Genomic DNA, 18375 nt, shown 5'->3' with positions numbered 1-18375 from the left:
AAATGAAGAACTCGCTGACGCAGGCCCAGATCCAAGCCATTGCCACGGAAAAATTACTGGATTTGGGATTGAAAGACGTCGATGTAACAATAGCAATCGACGCTCCCAGCGGCGGCTTTCGCATGGCACATCTGACCGCCCAATATGCGTTCGTGATCGAATTCTCGTATTTCGACCGGTATCCAATTAATTATGCGACAACCGTCACGGTTCCGTTGATTGGAACATAAGGACGCTCATTCAAAATCTTGCATTAGAAACTTCGAAGATAAATGCAGCGGAAAACACTGTTGGCGCCATGGACAAGAACGATGGCGACACAATCGTCCTGTTTGGCTTCCGAGCCGCCTGCCCGGGGACTCGTGATCCGAGCAGATAGGCGACAAGGATTTCGAGAGAGACCGACGGCAAAATGGGCTGGACGATAATGGTCACGAAAGCCAGGTGAGATCACAATCTTGGCGAGGAACAGGAGGACGCCGCCCTCGACAGCCAACCATCCGTGGTTCCGTTGCTCCTGGTCTATGTGCTCTCGATGTTGGGACTGATCGGTACGCGCTCGCTGCTTCGTAATTTCTACGACGCCCGCTCACTTCCGGCTCGCGCGGCTCTTCAGTATTCAGGCCTCGCGCAGCAATGATGCATGGTCGGTGCCGATCATCGATCTGCTCGCGCGCCTGCGCCTGCGTAATGCCGGTTTCATCGGCTAAGACTTGGGCCTGCCTCTCCTTCAGTCGCTCGCGGGCGGACATGTCTTTTCCCATGTTGAAAGCCTGCCAAGTTTATGTTCGGCCCCTTGGAAAACAATCATTGGCAAAGCGACTTGTTCGTTGAGCATTGAGCTGCCCGCGCCGCACAAAGTCTAACTCGGCTCATCGGGCTGGCAGTTGTTCAACAAACGTGCACTGCTGCTGAATATGAAAAAGCCGCTGGTCCTTGTCGCTGAGGATGGGCATGATCGCGTCCGATCTGGAAGTGAACCTTCGCGAGGCCGGTCTTACAGCCGCTCTGGCATCAACCTGTGAGGAGACTCAAGGTGGTTGGCAGAGGAACGTCCGGATGTGGCGGGCCGCAGCGTCCGACGAGAGTGAGCCTCGCTCACAATCGGTGACGGAATGTAGAAAGCCCGCGCCTCCGGAGAGACGACGCGAGCTGCCAGCTGACTCTGCGGAGGCACGGATGCTGAAGGCTAGCCAGAACGAGCCGAGAAGCCGCAATCGTCCGGCTAAAAACCGAATCGAATATCGGCCCAGCAGCATAACCATGGAACCTTTCAAAGCCGCATGCCTTGTCTCTTCCTTATAGAAGGAGATGCGAAATGAGCCTTGATATAGGAAAGGTCGCCATAGCGTTGCTTGGCCTGCTTGCCTACAAGAATAGGGACAAGATCGGCGAGTTGATCGCTGGTAGGAAATCGACAAATCCCAACGCTAGCGCTGGCTCCACTGGCGGCCTCGGCGACATCCTGGACCGTCTCAGAAATGCGGGTGCGGGCGATCAGGTCGATTCGTGGGTAAGTAAAGGATCAAACCGGCCCGTTCAGCGCGATCAGGTTGAGAAAGCAATCGACCCGCAAACATTGAGCGATCTGGCTGAGCAAACCGGATTGTCCCATGAGGAACTTCTCGACCGGCTCACAAGAGAATTGCCCGACGCGGTGGACAAGCTTACGCCCGACGGCCAGATGCCCGCGGGCAACGGTCCAGATCTCTTGGACGAGGTACCAGGAGCTGGCCGTACTTAGCGCCATCTGCGACAAAGCAGGCTGAAACTAGGAGACGCCGGCTTCGGGGCCACCGACCTGGCAGCAATCGTGTGAGGGGGAAGTTGCTGGCCTTCACCGCGGGTTCCAAGGCCTATCGCAAAAAGTCCCGCCGTACTGCCAGGACGGCGGGACCGATCGGAGCGCCTTTGCACCGGGCATGGGGGATGCATGGGGGATGCGGGGGCGGGCTTGCCCGGTGCGCGCGTACCGTCCAGGAACCTTAGGCTCTCACCGGCAGTGCGTCCACCAGCCGACGGTTGGAGCGACAACGAAGAAGATGTCGATAGCCGTTCGTCATCATCCAGCGGGGCGCGCAAGATCGGCCCGACTTGGCGCGTCGGCGGGCGCAGTGGACCGGGCCGCCCCATGCTCACAGACGGGCCGATCAATGGCTTCCGGCTCTATGTCGAGAAGGTGCTCTTGCCGACCCTCAAGCCGGGCGACATCGTCCTCATCGACAAGGCCGTCCGGCACGCCGTCAGCCACGCCGGCGCCAAGCTCTTCTTCCTGCCGAAATACTCGCCAGACCTGATCCGATCGAGATGCTCCTCGCCAAACCAAACACCTGCTGAGAACGGCCGCCACACGCAACACCGACGCCGTCTGCGAGCATCGGGAAAATCCACGACACTCTCACATCAAAGGAATGCGCCAACTCCTTCACCGAGGCCGAGTATGCCGCAACCTAAAATCGTCACGCTCTAAGCACGGCATGGGTTATGGCCGAGTCCGTCACGCGAACTCAATCCTCCCTGAACGCCCGTTGGATTTGATCTGCCAGAGGTTTTACGAGGTAAGACAGCATTGTGCGGCTGCCGGTCGAGAAGAACACCTCGACAGGCATACCGGGCGACAAGGTCAGGCCCTTCAGCCTTGTAAGCTTTGTGCGCGGCAGGCTGACACGCACAGTATAGAAGCTCGCGCCGTTTCGCTCATCGATGCTGAGATCGGGGGAGATCTCACTGACGACACCATTCAGCTCTGGCGTTATCCGCTGGTTGAAGGCCGAAAGTCGCAACGTTGCGCTCTGCCTTGGCATCAGCTGATCGATGTCTTGCGGTGCCACACGCGCCTCGACCGTCAGATCGTCTGTCACAGGGACAATCTGCATGATGAGCTCTCCCGCGGATATGACGCCGCCGACCGTATGCACGCCAAGCTGATGGACGACGCCAGTTTGCGGGCTGCGTATATCGATACGCTTGAGCTGATCTTCGGCCGAGACCTTTTGCTCGACCAACTCGGCGAGCTTTGCCTGGACGTCACGGAGCTCGGTTGCCACCTCGCTGCGCAAATCCTGGCCGATCTGAATGATCTGCAAGCGGATTTCGGATGTATGGCCCTTCGATTGCGCGATTGCCGCAGTCAGCTTCCCATGTTCGCCTTCAAGCCGGACTGCGTCACGCTCAAGTGTCGTTATGCGATCGATTGAAACCAGCTTGCGTTCCCAGAGCTTGCGCATGCCGTCGAGCTCAAGCCCGATCAATTTGATTTCCTGGCTTTTAGCATCCCTTTGCTCGCTCAAGCCGGCGACTTCTTCGGCGAGCTGAGCAATGCGCTCTCTCAACTGAGCCTTCTGGCCAGCGCGTGCCTGGCGACGAAATTCGAACAAGGATAGCTCGCCGGCCATCGCACGCCGGATCTCAGGATCGTCCTGCCGCGACGTCAGCGAAGATGGGAAGGCGATGGTGTCGGTGCCATCGCGCTCGGCTTCGAGGCGGGCCAGACGAGCCTCGAATTCATCCAGGCCCTTGGTGACGATGGCTAAATCGGCGCGGGTCACGGTTTCATCGAGACGGATCAAAACCTGGCCCGCCTTCACGGCATCGCCTTCTCGCACGAGGATCTGACCGACCACGCCACCCGTTGGATGCTGCACCTTTTTAACGCTGGAATCGACAACCAGCCTTCCCGAAGCAATGACGGCTCCGGAAAGCTCCGTGACCGCGGCCAGGCTTCCCGCCCCACCCACCAGGAGCATGCAGACCGCGACACCGCCGAACAGATAGCGTCGGATGGTCCGGTCGATCGCGGATGCCGCGTGTTGGGTCATCAGTGTGTCGCCTCCTCAGGGCCGGAGACGACCTTCAGGGGAACGCCGCCCGAACGGGTTACCTTGCTCAAGACCTCATTCTTGGGGCCAAACGCCTGGACACGGCCGTTGGCCATCACGAGTACCTGATCCAGGCTTCCTAGGGCGCTCGGCCGATGGGCGACGACGACAGCAATGCCGCCTCGCGCCCGCACGCCCTCAATTGCAGCCGCCAGCGCGGCCTCCCCTTCGGGATCGAGGTTGGAATTGGGCTCGTCCAAGATAACCAGGAACGGATCGCCATAAAGGGCCCGTGCGAGCGCAACCCGCTGTCGCTGGCCCGCCGAAAGCGCCGATCCGGCCTCGCCGATCCGCGTTTCGTAGCCTTCCGGCAGATGGACGACAAGGTCATGAACGCCGGCCGCGCGCGCAGCCGCCAGTATCTTGTCCGAAGAGGCTTGAGGTTCGAAGCGTGCGATGTTCTCGGCAATGGTGCCATCGAACAGTTGCACATCCTGCGGCAGATAGCCGACATGGTTGCCCAGCTCTTGCGGCGACCACTGGTCGAGCGTTGCTCCGTCCAGCCTGACGGTCCCGCGGGCTGGAAGCCATATCCCGGCTATTGCTCGGACAAGCGATGATTTTCCAGACGCGCTCGGTCCGACGATGCCAAGGCCGGCACCCGTTTCTAGCGCGAACCCGACATCCTGCACAACCACACGACGCTCGCCGGGTGGCGTGACGCAGATGCTTTCTACCGCAAGAGAAGATACAGGTGCAGACAGCGAGACACTCGTGGCAGTTTCAGGAAGCAGGGCCAAAAGCTGGCTCAGCCGGGTCCATGCCTGGCGAGCACTGACGAAACCCTTCCAGTGGGCGATAGCCAGTTCGACCGGTGCGAGCGCCCGGCTCATCATAATCGAACTGGCGATCATAATACCGGCTGTCGCTTCTTGATGAATGACCAGATAGGCGCCGATCGCCAGTATACCCGACTGCAGCATCATGCGCAGGATCTTCGAGATCGTGCCGAGCGTCCCAGCCAGATCGCTGGCTCTTGCGTTGGTGTTGAGAAAGTCGGCGTTGACGCTTGACCAGCGCTCGGCCATGCGCGCGCCAAAGCCCATCGCCTGCAGAGCCTCTGCATTGCGACGCGTCGCCTCCGCAAGCGTATTGCGCGCTGCCGCCTGGCTGTTTGCCCTCTTCGCAGGCTCCCTGGTGCGAACTTCGGCAAGCACAGTCAGGCTAGAGAGAATGACGGCGCCTGCCAGCGCCGTCATGCCGATCCAGAGATGGAACAGGAAGCATATTGCCAGATACAGCGGCATCCAGGGCAGGTCGAAAAGCGCAGTCGGACCAGTGCTCGACAGAAACGAACGCACCTGGTCAAGATCCCGCAACGACTGAAGGCCGTCGCCTGGGAGCTTGGTGCGCAAGGGCAAACGCATAAGGGCGGTATAGACTTGCCCGCTCAATCGCGCATCCAAAGCCATCCCGATGCGCACAAGCAACCGCGACCGGATAAGCTCAAGAACGCCTTGGAAAATGAACAGCATGCCGGCAAATATGGCAAGCCCGACAAGCGTCGGCACACTGCGGCCGGGTACGACCCGATCATAGACCTGCAGCATGAAGAACGAGCCGGTCAGCGCCAGAACATTGACGACGCCGCTCATCAGGGCAATTCCAGCGAACGCGCGGCGGAAAGAAGCCAAAACCGCAGCGAGGGTTGTTCGTGGCGGCTCGGACGAATGGGAATGCGACATCGCCTTCACATCGGTTCCAGTTCGGTCCCCGGCGCAAGGATCGTGCCCGCAATCAGGCTCGGTGTCTCCATACCGCAGCCACCGTCAGGTGTTGCGCCTAGATATGCCAATCGTTCAGCGCGTACGCGTGGATGTAGTCGATCTGCATTTCCGCAGGTGTCGCAAGCCCGTCGGCGGGCGCTCCCGCCAGGCCACCAACCGCCAGATCGACCAGCATATACATGGGGTCGTGCATATCGGAAGGCGTTGCGGCACGAGCAACTTCGACGTCGTCGAAATACCAGACGAGTTCGTCTTCTGTCCAAAGCACTCCGTAAGTGTGGAACCCTTCGGTATCGGCGGCATAGGCCGTCGAGGACACTGTCGTATGAGTTCCCGTCTCGTTGGAGTGGCTTGTCAGAATGAGCTTGTTTGGATCCTGACCGAGCATTTCCACGACGTCCAGTTCCGGTGGCCAGGAGCCGTCAGCCGGGAGAAGCCAGAAGGCCGGCCATACACCTTGCTTTTCGGGCATGTCAGCCCGAATTTCGAAATAGCCGTAGGTTTGTGCGAAGGACTCATAGGTCGTCAGCAAACCTGACGTGTATTTGTAATCGTTTATGTAGGGCTGGATTGCCGCGGGAGCCTGGGCGGCGGTAATCGTGAGAACACCGTCCTGAACACTGAACGGGTTGACCGAACTCGTCGGGGCGTAGTTGGTGTCGATATACCATTGAAGCTCCTTGTTGCTCGTGAGCGAGCTGCCGTTCGCGGCACCCCACCAGAAGTTCGAGTCCCAGGTGCCGCTCGAGCCATTCCACAGGTTGAGCGTGTTGAACTCGTCCGAGAAGGTGAGTTCCAGATGCGACCTGTCCAGGGCCAGATCGAACTGGCCTGGGGTGAACTGGTCGACGGTCTTGTTGGCGAAAACGAGAAATTCGTCATTGGACAGATTAAGTCGGACGTTCGCTCCCGACTGAACCATGTTGGCGTGCACGTCCTCGAAGGAGGTGAAGCCGTAACTCCCGACACGCACGGTATCGTCGACGCCAAAATCGAGGATCAGGTCACTGCCATTGCCGGGGGTCACGACGAAAATGTCCGCCCCGGATCCGCCCTTGAGAACGTCATCGCCCTGCAAGCCGTCGAGCGTCTGTTGGCCGGAGCCGCCGGCAACGATGTTGTTTAGCTCGTTTCCGAAAGCATAGTGTTTGTCGCCGGTGACCGTCAGGTTTTCGAAATTCGCCGGGAGCTTGTAACTCATCCAGGTCGATATGGTGTCGACACCCTCGTTGGGCAGCTCGACCGCTTTGTTTTTGGATGAATACAGATAATAGATGTCATCGCCCTTGCCGCCGTACATCGTGACGGTGACGCTACCGTCGGCGTACATCGAGTCGTTGTAGATGCTGCCATAAAGTGTCGGGCCGGAATTCGTCGCCGAATACCACTTTACGGAGGATCCGCTGTAGGGGAGTGGAACACCCTTGGCGTTCAATACGTTGGCCATTTTGGTCCATTCTCCTCTTTCTCGCCTCGATATCGGGCCTAACACCTATTGAGACCAAAAGGAGCCATTACCATTTAGCCTTCGAGCTTGGAGGGTTACCAAAAGTTTAATATTCAGCGGAGCCACTTGCCCGGGGGCCGCCTCACCCCTTCAAGGCACAAGGCGTGGCACCCGGCGCCTGCCGCTCTGCTTCGGCCGGTCGCAATCTTAGACGTATGGCCGTTGCGCAGGACGCAAGCTTGTTGTCAGGTGCATGACGCGGTGCGTCAAATGCAGCTTTGGCGATGGCGGGCGCGCTGCATTGTTGATATTCTCCGCACGGAACAGGCGCGCAAATGACACCGGATTCAGAAAAGGCCGAGGCGGTCGAGCAGTTGCTTGATACACCTGAGCTTGCAACGGCACTGGAAAGCGAACAGTTCAAAAAATTCCTTGACCAGGTGCCGATCGCCATTGCCGTTGCGAACCTGGCCGCTGAGGAGCGCGTAGTCTACGCCAACCCGGAATTCGAGAAACTGTCAGGCCTGACGGCCGCTATGCTCACACGAGGAAACTGGGCAGCCCTTTTGGGCAAAGGCCTCCACGAGCAGAAGGACCGGCCACTTGCCGAGGCCGTGGTCGAGGAAACCGATTTTGTCGGCACCTACAGGCTGGAACGCAACGAAGATAAGCCGACGATCGTGGACGTTTATTCCAACGTGATCGAGGACGACAACGGCAAGATGTGCTTCCGGCTGGTGGCGCTGGTCGACGTATCGGCCCATGGCGAGGCGGGAGATGAGCGCTCGGTGGAGGAGCTTGTCAGCGAGAAAGACACACTGCTGCGCGAACTGCAGCACCGGGTGAAGAACAACCTACAGATGATCACCGCACTGATCCGGCTGGAAAGCCGCAACGCGACCGAGGCCGACCGGAGACGGTTTGAGCGGCTTGCCGGTCGCGTCGACGCTTTGGCGATCCTCTACCAGACGCTAACGGCCGACGAGCCGAAAGAGGAGGTCGATCTTGGTGTGTATCTCAGCCAGATTGCGTCCGCGGTGATGAGCTCGCATGCAGTCGAGGGGATCCGGCTGGATATGAAGGTGGATACATATCCGGTGTCAATAAACGTCGCCATGCCGGCGGGGCTGGTCGTGAACGAATTGCTGACCAATTCACTAAAGCATGCCTTCCGGGGGCGCGACGGCGGCACGATAACGCTGCACAGCATCGTCGATGGCGACGGCTGCCGGGTTATAGTGGCGGACGACGGAATCGGCCTGCCCGAAGGCGAGGTGTGGCCCAAGCCAGGCAAGCTCGGAGCGCTGATCGCGCGATCGCTGACCGAGAACGCCAAGGCGCAGTTAGCTGTCGAGTCCAGCCCCAACAAAGGGACGAAGGTGACCATCGTTTTCAAACGGTCGGCGGCAGCAAGCTGAAAGACTGCTGTCGAACATAAAGGGCTAGCGGCTGGCTCATGTCGCGGCTTTGAGCAGGTGCCTGCAAATACGCCCGGACGCGCTTCGCGGCCTGCTTCGTATGGTCGAAATCTTCAATCGAAGAGCCGCCAGCTGCATTCCGCGGGAGAAGCAGGATGGAGTAAGCCGGGCGTTTCCCTCGCTTGGCTGGTCCAGCGTGACCGGCTTCAAGACAGCGGCAGGTAGCGCAGCGAATATTCTCCAATCAGCTCCATTGTTCGCCAACAAGACTGCTTGTTCGCGCAACACCATTTTGCCGCACTTCCGCAGCCCGGGACCTGAGCGGAATTTACACCATTGCGGTCGATTGGCCGATGCTCGCCAAGCCTTGACAATTGTTCTATGCTCTCCTTGGCACGGCATGGTGGTGATCGCGACACGGAAGGCTGTTGTCCTGTGGGGGTTCAATGTTCGAAGTCGTCGGAGACTGGCGGAAAACGGGCTCGAGAAGCTGGTTAGCCCTAAACACCCTTGGCTTGATCGTCGCGGTATCGGTGCTGTTATTGCCTGGGCTGGAAAGCGCGAATGCACAGACGAATTGGACACTCGACCCGACGGCCTCCGTGCTCACCTACCAGTCGGTCAAGAAGAACACGATCGTCGAAACCAACAAGATCAGGAACATAGCCGGCACTCTTTCTTCGACGGGTGAGGCCAAGATCACCTTCGACCTCAACTCTGTCGACACGGGTGTCGACCTTCGCAATGTCCGCATGCGGTTCCTTTTCTTTGAGACATTCAAGTATCCGTCCGCCGAACTGACCGCAAAAGTTGACCCTGCCGCATTTGCCGACCTGGCGACCAAGCGAAGGGTCAAGGCAGTGCTGCCATTCCGCCTCAACCTGCACGGGGTCGACAAGGATCTCGAGGCCAATGTCGTCGTGACCATGATCAGCGACAGCATGGTCTCCGTCGCTTCGGAGACGCCTGTTGCCGTGCATGTCGAGGACTTCGGACTGCTGCCGAATGTCGACAAACTACAGCAGGCCGCCAATGTGACCAACATTGTTCCGACCGCTTCCGTATCTTTCGATTTCGTTTTCAACGCCGGCGGCGGCAGCAAGCCCGCGGCCGTGCAGACGATCGCTGCAAGTACTGCCGACGTCGGGCCCGTCGCCACCGATGCCGCGAAAGCGAATTTCAGTGATGAGGAGTGCCTCAACCGGTTCGCGGTGCTCTCCCGCACTGGGGCCATCTACTTTCGGTCGGCGAGCGCGCGGCTCGACAGCCAAAGCCGTCCGCTGCTGGCAGAGGTGGTTAGCGTGGTCGGCAAGTGCCCCCGCCTGAAGGTAGAGGTTTCCGGCCACACCGATTCCGATGGTTCGCCTGTAACCAACAAGCTGCTGTCGGAGCGCAGGGCCCAGGCCGTTGCCGATGCCATTGTTGCCGCGGGTATTGCACGAACGCAGATCATGGCAACCGGGTATGGCGAGGAGCGGCCCGTTGCGACCAACGATACGCCGAAGAACAAGGCGCTCAACCGGCGGATCGAGTTTTCCGCCACCAAGCTCGTCAACTGAGGAAGGACCTCTTGTTCCGGTGGGGCTTCGATCTGATTGCCTGTTTTGGCAGTGCCCTGCGCGCGATCGGGCTGGTGACACTCTCGCTATTATGGACATTGACGGCGGCCAATGCGGAACGCCGTGTTGCTCTAGTCCTTGGCAACTCCCAGTACCAGCATGCGCCGGCGCTGACCAACCCGGTCCGCGACGCGCAGGCTGTTGCCGATCGCCTTGCGAAGTTGGACTTTGAAGTCGTCTCCGGTTTCGATCTGACCAAATTGCAGACCCAGACGACGATTGCGCAGTTCGCAAAGCAGGTTCGCGGCGCCGACATTGCCCTTTTCTTTTACGCCGGCCACGGTTTGCAGGTTTCAGGCAGCAACTACCTGCTTCCGGTCGATGCCGCATTGGAAGACGAGACCTCGCTTGATTTCGAGGCGGTGCCTGTCGAGTTCGTTTTGCGGCAAATGTCGCGCGAGACCAGTATAAGATTGATTTTCCTCGATGCCTGTCGCGACAATCCCCTGGCCGAAGTGTTGGCAAAGGCCGCCGGCGTCAAGGGAGCGAGAAGCGGGCTTGCCGAAATCCCGATCGAGAATGGCGGTGCGGGTACGCTGGTCGCCTTTTCCACCAGTCCCAATCAGGTCGCCTATGACGGATCGAGCGAACATTCGCCGTTCACGTCCGCGTTGCTTGCCCATATCGGGGCTTCGAACATCTCCATCACCGACGCGATGAACATGGTCACCGCCGATGTTTTCAAAGCAACCGCCGGCAAGCAGCGCCCGTGGATCAATGTCTCGCTGACCACCGAGGTCGTTTTGCACACAGTCGATCTCAACGCGCCGCTGATCGTCGGCGACGCGACGGCTCCGCAACAAGCGGAAGACGGCTCGGATGGGCGCAACGCCGCCGCAAATCCGTCTGGCGCTGACGATGCCCAGCTTGCGCTCAATGTGCTGCGTCAGAAAATCCCGAGACTGGCTTCGGACGAGCCGATCTTTTTCGACCAACCTGTCGATTTCGGAGATCCAGCAATCGACGGCAAGAGTATCGCCGAGCTGATCACAGGCAAACCACTCTTCACTCCCGTGGAAGGGCTCGACAAGGCGGTGTGGGAGGGCAAGCACTGCAACGGCTGTCATGAGTGGAGTGAGGATCGGCTATGCGAACAGGCGAAAAATTTCGCCGCCAACGATGTCTCCGTTCTACGCCTGCAACATCCGCTTGGGACACGCTTCAAGGTGGCGCTGGCCAAATGGGCGCAAGGCGGCTGCAAGTGAGATCTGCGCCCTTCGCTTCGAAAACCCCTGGTCAATCAAGACCATGGAGCTGCCTCTATTGGAATGGTTCGGGTCTAATACGCATCAGCCGATTGGCGCTGCGCCTCGATCTCGGCCAACTGCAGGCCCATTTCAACAAAGGCGGAGAGAACGGCAAAGCGGTCCGCCAGTGCGACGCGCGCCAGCCCTGCTAGAACACCGGCATTGACTGCATGGGCGGCAGGATGTCGCTGCAAGGCCGTTGGCGCGGCTGCGCCGACGACAGATCCGGCAACGCCAAAACCATTGTCACGCCATTCGGCAGCCAAGGCAATCCAGGCGCCCGGCGTTGCCGGCGGGGTTGCCGCAGCCTCGCTTACTGCGGCGCGGTGGCGGGGACTGTCCGGTTCGCTGACCCAGTCGCGAACAAGCGCGAGCAGCTCTTGATCTGTCTTATCGAGCAGCTCGCTCAGATGCCCCAAGCATTCATGGGCCCACCAGACCGCAGCCCGATCAGGAAGCAGGTAGGCACAAAACGTGATCGCCTCTTCGGGAATGGGCCCGGCGAGGAGATCGCGGCAAAACTCGATCGAACGCTGCTCGGTTGGAAGGGCTCTCATGTCTCTGGCGACAGCGGGACAAGCCACAAAAAGATCCCGTGCCGTTTTGAATCGGAGCCCATTGGCCATGACGCCACGCCTTCATCGAGGACCAGTCGTACTCAAGCCCCCGGCGTGGCGCCGGTCAAGTCTCAACTCGTGGGGACGGGAGATCGGCCGACGCAGCCAGGCTCGGCGTTTATTGACAGACAAATGCGTGGGAATTTGGTATATTCACGCTTGGTAATATCGGATGCTCAACAGGAGTAACCGCTATGCGGTGGGCCAGTTCACCCTTGGTGTTGGCGGTCGTGGCTTTCTCGACCCATGTTTCCGCCGACCCTGTCCAGAAATCAGAAGACATCGTCAAGTTTTTTGCTGGCGCGGCCGACCTCGGCAAGTCTCGGGGGATTTGTGTCGGCACGGAGGAGCAGTGCAAGAGCAAGACCAAGGCAAAAGAGGGGCCGGCCGACAAATCCAGTCTCGACATGCTGATCAATTTCGGGCTGGATTCGGCCGAACTCGACGCGACCGCACGCGCTGAACTCGAGGAGTATGCCAAGGCCCTGAAGGACAGCCGGATCAGTACTTTCCACTTCGTCGTCGAAGGCTACACCGACGCTTCCGGTCCGGCGCACTACAATGAGCGGCTGTCGCAGCGACGAGCGCAATCGGTGACGTCCTTCCTCACGTCCAGTGGCATCGAGGCTGACCGCATCAACGCGATCGGGTTGGGCGAAGCGCATCCGCGTAGCCCCAATCCATACGACGCCGTCAACCGCCGCGTGGAAATGCGTTTAAAGGCCGAGTAGCGTACGGATGCCGCCTGAAACTGTGCAGCAGTGCGTCAGGAACTGAGTGGCAAGCGCAGCGGCAGTCAGGCGAATAGGCTTGGAACGATCCCGGGCAGTTCTTGAGCACGCCGCCCACCACCACACCGGAGCCGAAGAGCAACGCCTTGGTCAGGAAGTCGTTATCCTGGGGCGGCGGAGGATCGTCCCGCCGCACCACGGTCTTGCGGAAGCGCCGTTTCTGAACGACCTGCTGTTGTTTGCGGGGTTCTGCGTCACCCGACCGCTGGGTGCGGACGCTCTGCGCAACCTGCTTTTTCGGCTGCGTTGCACGGGCTTGATCGGCGCATATCCGGCACGCACGGCTCCATCATCGGATCTGTCTGAACCTCGAGGAATGCCAATTGCTCGCGCGTCAGATACGTGGTCGGCGGAAGACGATTCTTGCCTTGCCAGATGCCGATCGCCCGGCGGGTCTGCGGACCTATGTTTCCGTCAATGCGGCCAAGTTCGTTGCCCAACGGCTCGATGCGCAGTTGCAGGTCGATGCGGCTCTGGCGGTCAAGACAGATCGTACTTTCTGTCAATTCGGTGCCCGCTGTTTGCTGCACCTCGTCCGAAACGCCGACCGATGTGCGCACCGCAGAGCCGGAGCTGTCATTCGCCTGGTCCTCCGCACAGCTCATGATCATGCCAGACTGCGAGGAGATGGCTGCTGATAGCCTTGCCATTGCAACAGCCCTGCTCGAAGAGGTGCTGTCGCAAGCGACATCATCCTGACCAAACGCCGGCAGCCGGTTTCAAGCGCCCGCTTTGCGGGCGCTCCTGCTTTTAAGGCCGTCAAGGTTTTGCCACCGACCGTGTGCCAGAGCGTCTCCAACTTGCCGCCTCGAAGGAGGCCCTGTAGCTCACGGAGCCGGGTCCTGCTTTTCCTTCCGCCGTCGCAGCGAACTCTATTTTGCACGTGTTAGGTCTTTTCAGCGACAGGTCGCTTCAACCCGAAAATGGCCGTGGCGTATGTGAACTTGGCCACGGTTCGAAAGTGCGCAGAGGTCGAAGTACAGCACTCGTTGGACGGAAAGCCGGTCGTCTGCGTGCACCGAAGCGGTTACGATTTGCCGCGCCATGCACAGGTTCAAAGCGCATTCTGAACAGAGCTCAGCATCGCCGTGATCGCCTGTTTGTACTTTGCGAACTCGGGCGACGTCTGCCGGACCTCCGTGGTGGTCGTCGTCTGCTGACCCGCCGTGGTTGTGGCTGGGCTCAGCTTGCGACCCATCTTTCTTTCGGCCCAGTCCGCGACATAGCTGGCGGTCTTGCCCGTCAGAAAGGGATTGGCCTGAATGACGGCTGACCCGAGCACGGCGCTCAATTGCGCCGAACCCGATGCCGACAGCACCTGATGCGCGCCCTCCATGCCGAGAAAGTGGCAGAGATAGAGCCGGCCGGCTGTGATCTGGTGGCCGCGCGTCCGAAGATAGGCTTCGCCTTCTCGCGCCAGATTGCGAACCATCTCGCGCGAGATCGTGGCGTCGTATCGCAGGGCGAGCAGGTCGGCAGTCGAGAGTGTGCGTGCAAGTTCGGGGCGGTAAGTGTTCATCATCCGGATCCAGGTCTTTGTGATGAATTGGCCGGCGCCGGTCGCTGAAGAATTTGGGTTCTTGGCACGGGCGCTGCCGCCACTTTCGACATGAACGATACGGTCGGTGAGCGTTTCCACGGCGGAAAGATCCGAAGCGACCGCGGCAACCGTGCCCAGTGGGTCGATCGCCGCGCCATTCTGATAGAGTTCGAAATGCAAATGCGGTCCGGTCGAAAGACCGGTGGTGCCGATATAGCCAATGATATCGCCAGCCTTCACCTTGGTGCCGACGCCGCCCTCGATTGCGAATTTCTGCATATGAGCGTAGCGCGTCTCGCGCCCGTTTCCGTGCGAAATCTTGACCAGATTGCCATAGCCGCCCCCATCGCCCTGGAAGCTGATTTCGCCATCGAAGGCGGCTGCGATCGGCGTGCCGACCGGCGCCGCCCAATCGACGCCCTTGTGGATGCGAACGGTGCCTAGAATTGGATGCTTGCGCGGCCCGAAGGTCGAGGTCAAGACCCCGTTGACCGGTGTGACCATGCCGTTGGTGACCGTCAGCGAGCGGACCTGATCGTCGCCTGTCACGCATGCAAACTGGCCATCGCCCTGCTGGAAGACGAAACAGTCGAGACTTTTTGTCGTGCCCTGGACACCCACATATAGCACCCGCCCGGCGCCTTCGTCCTTGCCGCGCGGCGTCTGCGAATAGATTAGTACAAGACGCTGGTCCTCGCTTGCGAAAGCGTCCAGATCCTGTCCTCTCGACAGATACATGATCGCTTCGCCGATCACGCCGGTCGGAACGCTGTTGCGTGCCGCTGTCGAGTAAATCGCGTCGAGCAAACGATACTGCCTTTTGTGTGCGCCTTCTTCCGGCGCACCCGAGTAGTTGAACAAATCTTCGCGTACCCAGGGATCAGCCCCCGAGACGAACACGCCTGCGGCATCACGCGTCAGCGTCCCGACAAAAACGTTCTTGGCGTAGATCGACACCTGCATGAGGGACATTGTTGTCGTCTCGCGGTTGGGTCGGTATCCACGCAGGGCGACGACATAACCCGGTTCCAGGCCGCCCCGGCTAAAGAGCGCCTTCAGGGCCTCGCCTGCCAGCCTGGCGTCGTCGGCGGAGAAATGCGCATCGAGCGCAACGCTGTCCAGACTGCGACTGTTGAGGATCTTCACGAAAGTGTCTTCGGTGGCCTCGAACCGCTGATATTCATTCGTGACAGTTGCGACGCTGGTGTTGTTTTCGATCTGGGTCTTCTGGAATGCGGGAAGGGCTGCGTCGCCTGCATCGATTGTTTCACCCCAGCCGGCTTCGGGATCATCGGTGTCGGCCTGTTGATCCGAAGCCGGCGCGAGCTCACCCGCGCCAGGAGATGGCTCAAGATCGTTCTGCAGATCGCTGGAGGGCGCGGCGGCGGTCTTTCGTTGCGCCTGGAAGAATGCAAAATCCTCCTGCGTCGACGGTATCGTCGTCATGAATTTTTCGCTGGCGCTAAGCATGACGTCGAACAGGAACTCGATCTGTGGCGAAACCCCTGCCGGGTCGAGTTCTGCCGGACGCGGAATCACGCGGCCTTTCGTTGCTGCGCCATTATCGGGTGCGAGCGTGATCCACATAGGGTCCCCCGCCAGGCCGATAATCGCAGGCACATAGACAGATGCATCGGCCGGCACATCGTCGGCTCCTTCTACCGCGCGCAACTCCTCGTCTTCGTCGCCAAATGACCAATAGTCCGCGGTGAGGTAGAAGCCGACGGCGATCGAACACAGGAAAATCAAGGCCAAGCCTGCAATGAGCCGGCGCCAAAGTGCGCGCCGGCGAAGGGCGGCGCGCGCCTGCTTTTTCGCCTTGAAGCTGGTGTCGATGGCGTGCGTCACGGACTGCTTCCGGTCAGGAAAAACGTCCACCGCACCTGTTCAAGCGTATCGACTTCAACAAATCGCGCCGCGATATGGCCGCGCTGCCAGCACTCGTCGATGCCGCGTATCGAGAACCGTCGACGCTCGATGCACATTTCGGTCGACCCGGTCAGGATCGCGTGGCCAAAAACGTCCGTGGCGTAGATGTAGATGAAGCGGTTCGTCAGTTCGTCTAGAACGACGTTTACGCACTGATTTGCGCCGATCGTCCACCAGCCATCGGTCTGGTCGGCATTGTCGATTGTCTGGCCGACGGCGAGGTTGACGACGTCGAGTGTCTGATTGCAGACCGTGAATTCGGCGCGCGCTTCATTGCATGAGAGCACGGCCAGGAGTGCCGCGCCCGAAACGACCGCAAGCCTCATGCGGCCTGTCAAGATAAGCAAGGCTCGAAACCGATCGCTCTGCTTTACGGGCAGGCCGTCAGACGGGCGGGGCAAAGGCGAGCGCTGGCGTTCCATCGGGCGGCCATGCTACCCGCCGAGCCGGAAATATTTGGCATTGGCCGAGAACTGAGATCCGTTGGTCTCGATTTCTTCGAGAATTTTGGGCAACAGTTGCGAGGCCGGCATTGGCGTAGAGAACGCAGCCGCCTGAATGTCCTGGGGGCCGGTGATCACCATAATGATCTGCGGTACGGCCTTGCCTGCAGCCCTGTCGGCGGCGCCGAGGCCGATCGGGATGCTGAAGGTGGCCTTGTCCGATTGTACGACCATACGGTCGTCGAGGTTGAACATCATGCCTTTGTGGTCGATCAACAGCACGCTGGAAATGAGCCCGCCATGCGTCACCAGCGTGCCGCTGATCGGCGTGCCGTTCGGCACCGATGTTCGATCGAGAACCAGCTGCGGCTTGACGACTGCAGTCTGGCCCAGAAAGCGCAGGAAGTTGGTGACTTCGCACTGGGGCGGCTCGATGAGGCGCACGCTTATGTCCGGTTCAACGTGGAACTTTGCCTGGAAATCAGTCAACATTTGTTCGAATGGATGAACCGCCGTTCCAAATCCTTCGATGGCCGCCGTCTTGTCGGTTATCGACGTGACGGCCGCATAGAAACAGTCACCGCCGCTGAAGTCGCGAACCCACGAGACCCGTTGCGCTACGTCGTCGATGACCGGAGGAACTTCCGGCTTGGGCACGTTCAAGGCGACCGTGGCCTGGTCTGGCTGTCTGGCGGCTTGCTGGTCGGCCTGCTGCCCCTTTGCGCTCATCGCATCTGCGTGGCCTGCAGCCGGCTCGGGAAAGGGCGCGGCCGATTTCGCCTCCGCCGGCTGGCTTGCCTGTCGTTCAGGCTTTTGGCTCACCGCGACATCGGGCTGGGGGGCTGGCGGCGTTAAAGCTTTTTCGGCTGGTGGAGCGATTGGAGCGATCTTGCTAAGCGGGGGAGGCGTCTTCGGGCTGCCGCCGGCCGCGTCGGGCTGAACTGCCGGCGACATTTTTTCGGCCGGCGGCTGTGCCGCGCTTGCTGAGGATTTCGGTGTTTCCCTGGCTTGCAGGGGAATCTTGGTGGGCTCTTCCGGCTGCGGCTTTTGGCTCTCGGCGACGTCGGTGCGCGGCGCTGGCGGCGATGACGTTTTTTCGGCTGGTGTTGGGGCTGGAACGAGCTTGTCAGGCGGCGGAAGCGTTGTCGGGCTGGCGTTGGCCGCGGTATCGGGCTGAATTGCCGGCGCTACGTTTTCGGCCGGCGGCAGCGCTGCGCTAGCTGATGGCTTCGGGGCTTCCCCGGTTTGTGGGAGCATCTTGGGCGACTCTGCCGACTGCTTTTGAGGCACAGCCGCCTCTGCCTGATTTTCAGTTGGCGAAGCGGTGGTCTGCGTTTGCGGGTGCGCGGGCGGAGCTACCTCTGGCGGCACATTGTCCGTCGCGACCGGCTTTGATGCCTCTGGTGCGGGCTCTGATGGTTCTGGGGCGGACAACGATGTCGTGCCTGCGCTCGGCGTGGTAGGCGTCATAAAACCGCTGACATAGAGGCCAGCAACCGCGCCGAGAGCCAGCGTCGCGAAGGCAGAAATCGCGATGGTTCGGGTCTTTGTGGATTTTCCAGGCCCGGGGGCCCCGCCCCCCCCGGGGGGGCGGGGGGGGGGGGGGGCGGGGGGCCGGGGGGGGGGGGGGGGGGGGGGGGGGGGGGGGGGGGGGGGGGGGGGGGGGGGGGGGGGGGGGGGGGGGGGGGGGGGGGGGGGGGGGGGGGGGGGGGGGGGGGG

Annotated in this window: 13 protein-coding genes and 1 pseudogene; 6 read left to right on the top strand and 8 right to left on the bottom strand. The window is 60.4% G+C overall.

Annotation, left to right across the window (positions count from 1 at the left end; all coding sequences use genetic code 11):
- Together NKI54_RS35255 and NKI54_RS35250 are read left to right on the top strand one after the other, a co-directional pair.
- Nucleotides 1–230 (top strand): annotated as a pseudogene (locus NKI54_RS35255) (TadE/TadG family type IV pilus assembly protein); the annotation flags it as partial.
- Nucleotides 231–1318: 1088 nt separating this feature from the next.
- Nucleotides 1319–1744, top strand: coding sequence for a YidB family protein (locus tag NKI54_RS35250; protein WP_352453897.1), 426 nt, complete (start codon nucleotides 1319–1321; stop codon nucleotides 1742–1744).
- Between the two features lie 763 nt (nucleotides 1745–2507).
- On the opposite strand, the gene NKI54_RS35240 is transcribed toward NKI54_RS35250, so the two are convergent.
- From NKI54_RS35240 to eglC, 3 genes are all read right to left on the bottom strand, one after another.
- On the bottom strand, nucleotides 2508–3818 hold the full coding sequence (locus NKI54_RS35240) for an HlyD family type I secretion periplasmic adaptor subunit (RefSeq protein ID WP_352694421.1): 1311 nt from the start codon (nucleotides 3816–3818) through the stop codon (nucleotides 2508–2510).
- The gene (locus tag NKI54_RS35235) at nucleotides 3818–5563 is read right to left on the bottom strand and encodes a type I secretion system permease/ATPase (RefSeq protein WP_352694419.1); all 1746 of its coding nucleotides are present in this window, start codon (nucleotides 5561–5563) and stop codon (nucleotides 3818–3820) included. Before NKI54_RS35235 ends, NKI54_RS35240 begins: the two co-directional genes overlap by 1 nt.
- A gap of 97 nt (nucleotides 5564–5660) precedes the next feature.
- Nucleotides 5661–7052 carry an endo-1,3-1,4-beta-glycanase EglC gene (eglC, locus tag NKI54_RS35230; RefSeq protein WP_352694417.1) on the bottom strand — a complete coding sequence of 464 codons (1392 nt, stop codon included), beginning with the start codon at nucleotides 7050–7052 and terminating at the stop codon, nucleotides 5661–5663.
- Between the two features lie 335 nt (nucleotides 7053–7387).
- Here eglC and NKI54_RS35225 point away from each other — a divergent pair, with 335 nt between their 5' ends.
- From NKI54_RS35225 to NKI54_RS35215, 3 genes are all read left to right on the top strand, one after another.
- Nucleotides 7388–8470 (top strand): sensor histidine kinase, encoded by a 1083-nt coding sequence (locus NKI54_RS35225; RefSeq protein ID WP_352694415.1) that lies wholly within the window; start codon nucleotides 7388–7390, stop codon nucleotides 8468–8470.
- Nucleotides 8471–8916: 446 nt separating this feature from the next.
- Nucleotides 8917–10029 carry an OmpA family protein gene (locus tag NKI54_RS35220; protein WP_352694413.1) on the top strand — a complete coding sequence of 371 codons (1113 nt, stop codon included), beginning with the start codon at nucleotides 8917–8919 and terminating at the stop codon, nucleotides 10027–10029.
- An 11-nt stretch (nucleotides 10030–10040) separates the two neighbouring features.
- The gene (locus NKI54_RS35215; RefSeq protein ID WP_352694411.1) at nucleotides 10041–11294 is read left to right on the top strand and encodes a caspase family protein; all 1254 of its coding nucleotides are present in this window, start codon (nucleotides 10041–10043) and stop codon (nucleotides 11292–11294) included.
- A 74-nt stretch (nucleotides 11295–11368) separates the two neighbouring features.
- Here the strand turns inward: NKI54_RS35215 and NKI54_RS35210 are convergent, their stop codons facing one another.
- Nucleotides 11369–11893: a DUF6931 family protein gene (locus NKI54_RS35210; RefSeq protein ID WP_023678616.1), complete on the bottom strand. Its 525-nt coding sequence runs from the start codon at nucleotides 11891–11893 to the stop codon at nucleotides 11369–11371.
- Between the two features lie 254 nt (nucleotides 11894–12147).
- Between NKI54_RS35210 and NKI54_RS35205 the strand changes: the two genes are divergently transcribed.
- On the top strand, nucleotides 12148–12684 hold the full coding sequence (locus NKI54_RS35205) for an OmpA family protein (RefSeq protein ID WP_352694409.1): 537 nt from the start codon (nucleotides 12148–12150) through the stop codon (nucleotides 12682–12684).
- Between the two features lie 254 nt (nucleotides 12685–12938).
- Here NKI54_RS35205 and NKI54_RS35200 read toward each other — a convergent pair whose 3' ends face one another.
- The 4 genes from NKI54_RS35200 to NKI54_RS35185 form a co-directional block, all read right to left on the bottom strand.
- On the bottom strand, nucleotides 12939–13355 hold the full coding sequence (locus NKI54_RS35200) for a peptidoglycan-binding domain-containing protein (protein ID WP_352694407.1): 417 nt from the start codon (nucleotides 13353–13355) through the stop codon (nucleotides 12939–12941).
- A 443-nt stretch (nucleotides 13356–13798) separates the two neighbouring features.
- Nucleotides 13799–16132: a M23 family metallopeptidase gene (locus NKI54_RS35195; protein ID WP_352694405.1), complete on the bottom strand. Its 2334-nt coding sequence runs from the start codon at nucleotides 16130–16132 to the stop codon at nucleotides 13799–13801.
- On the bottom strand, nucleotides 16129–16539 hold the full coding sequence (locus tag NKI54_RS35190; RefSeq protein WP_352694403.1) for a DUF1036 domain-containing protein: 411 nt from the start codon (nucleotides 16537–16539) through the stop codon (nucleotides 16129–16131). The genes NKI54_RS35195 and NKI54_RS35190 overlap by 4 nt, the downstream gene beginning before the upstream one ends.
- Nucleotides 16540–16647: 108 nt before the next feature.
- Nucleotides 16648–18126 carry a hypothetical protein gene (locus tag NKI54_RS35185; protein WP_352694401.1) on the bottom strand — a complete coding sequence of 493 codons (1479 nt, stop codon included), beginning with the start codon at nucleotides 18124–18126 and terminating at the stop codon, nucleotides 16648–16650.
- Nucleotides 18127–18375: the final 249 nt, after the last annotated feature.

Source organism: Mesorhizobium sp. M0663, from assembly GCF_040320585.1.
Taxonomy (GTDB): Bacteria; Pseudomonadota; Alphaproteobacteria; order Rhizobiales; family Rhizobiaceae; genus Mesorhizobium.
The sequence above is the reverse complement of the archived record's forward strand: the minus strand, read 5'-3'. Positions and strand labels throughout refer to the sequence as shown.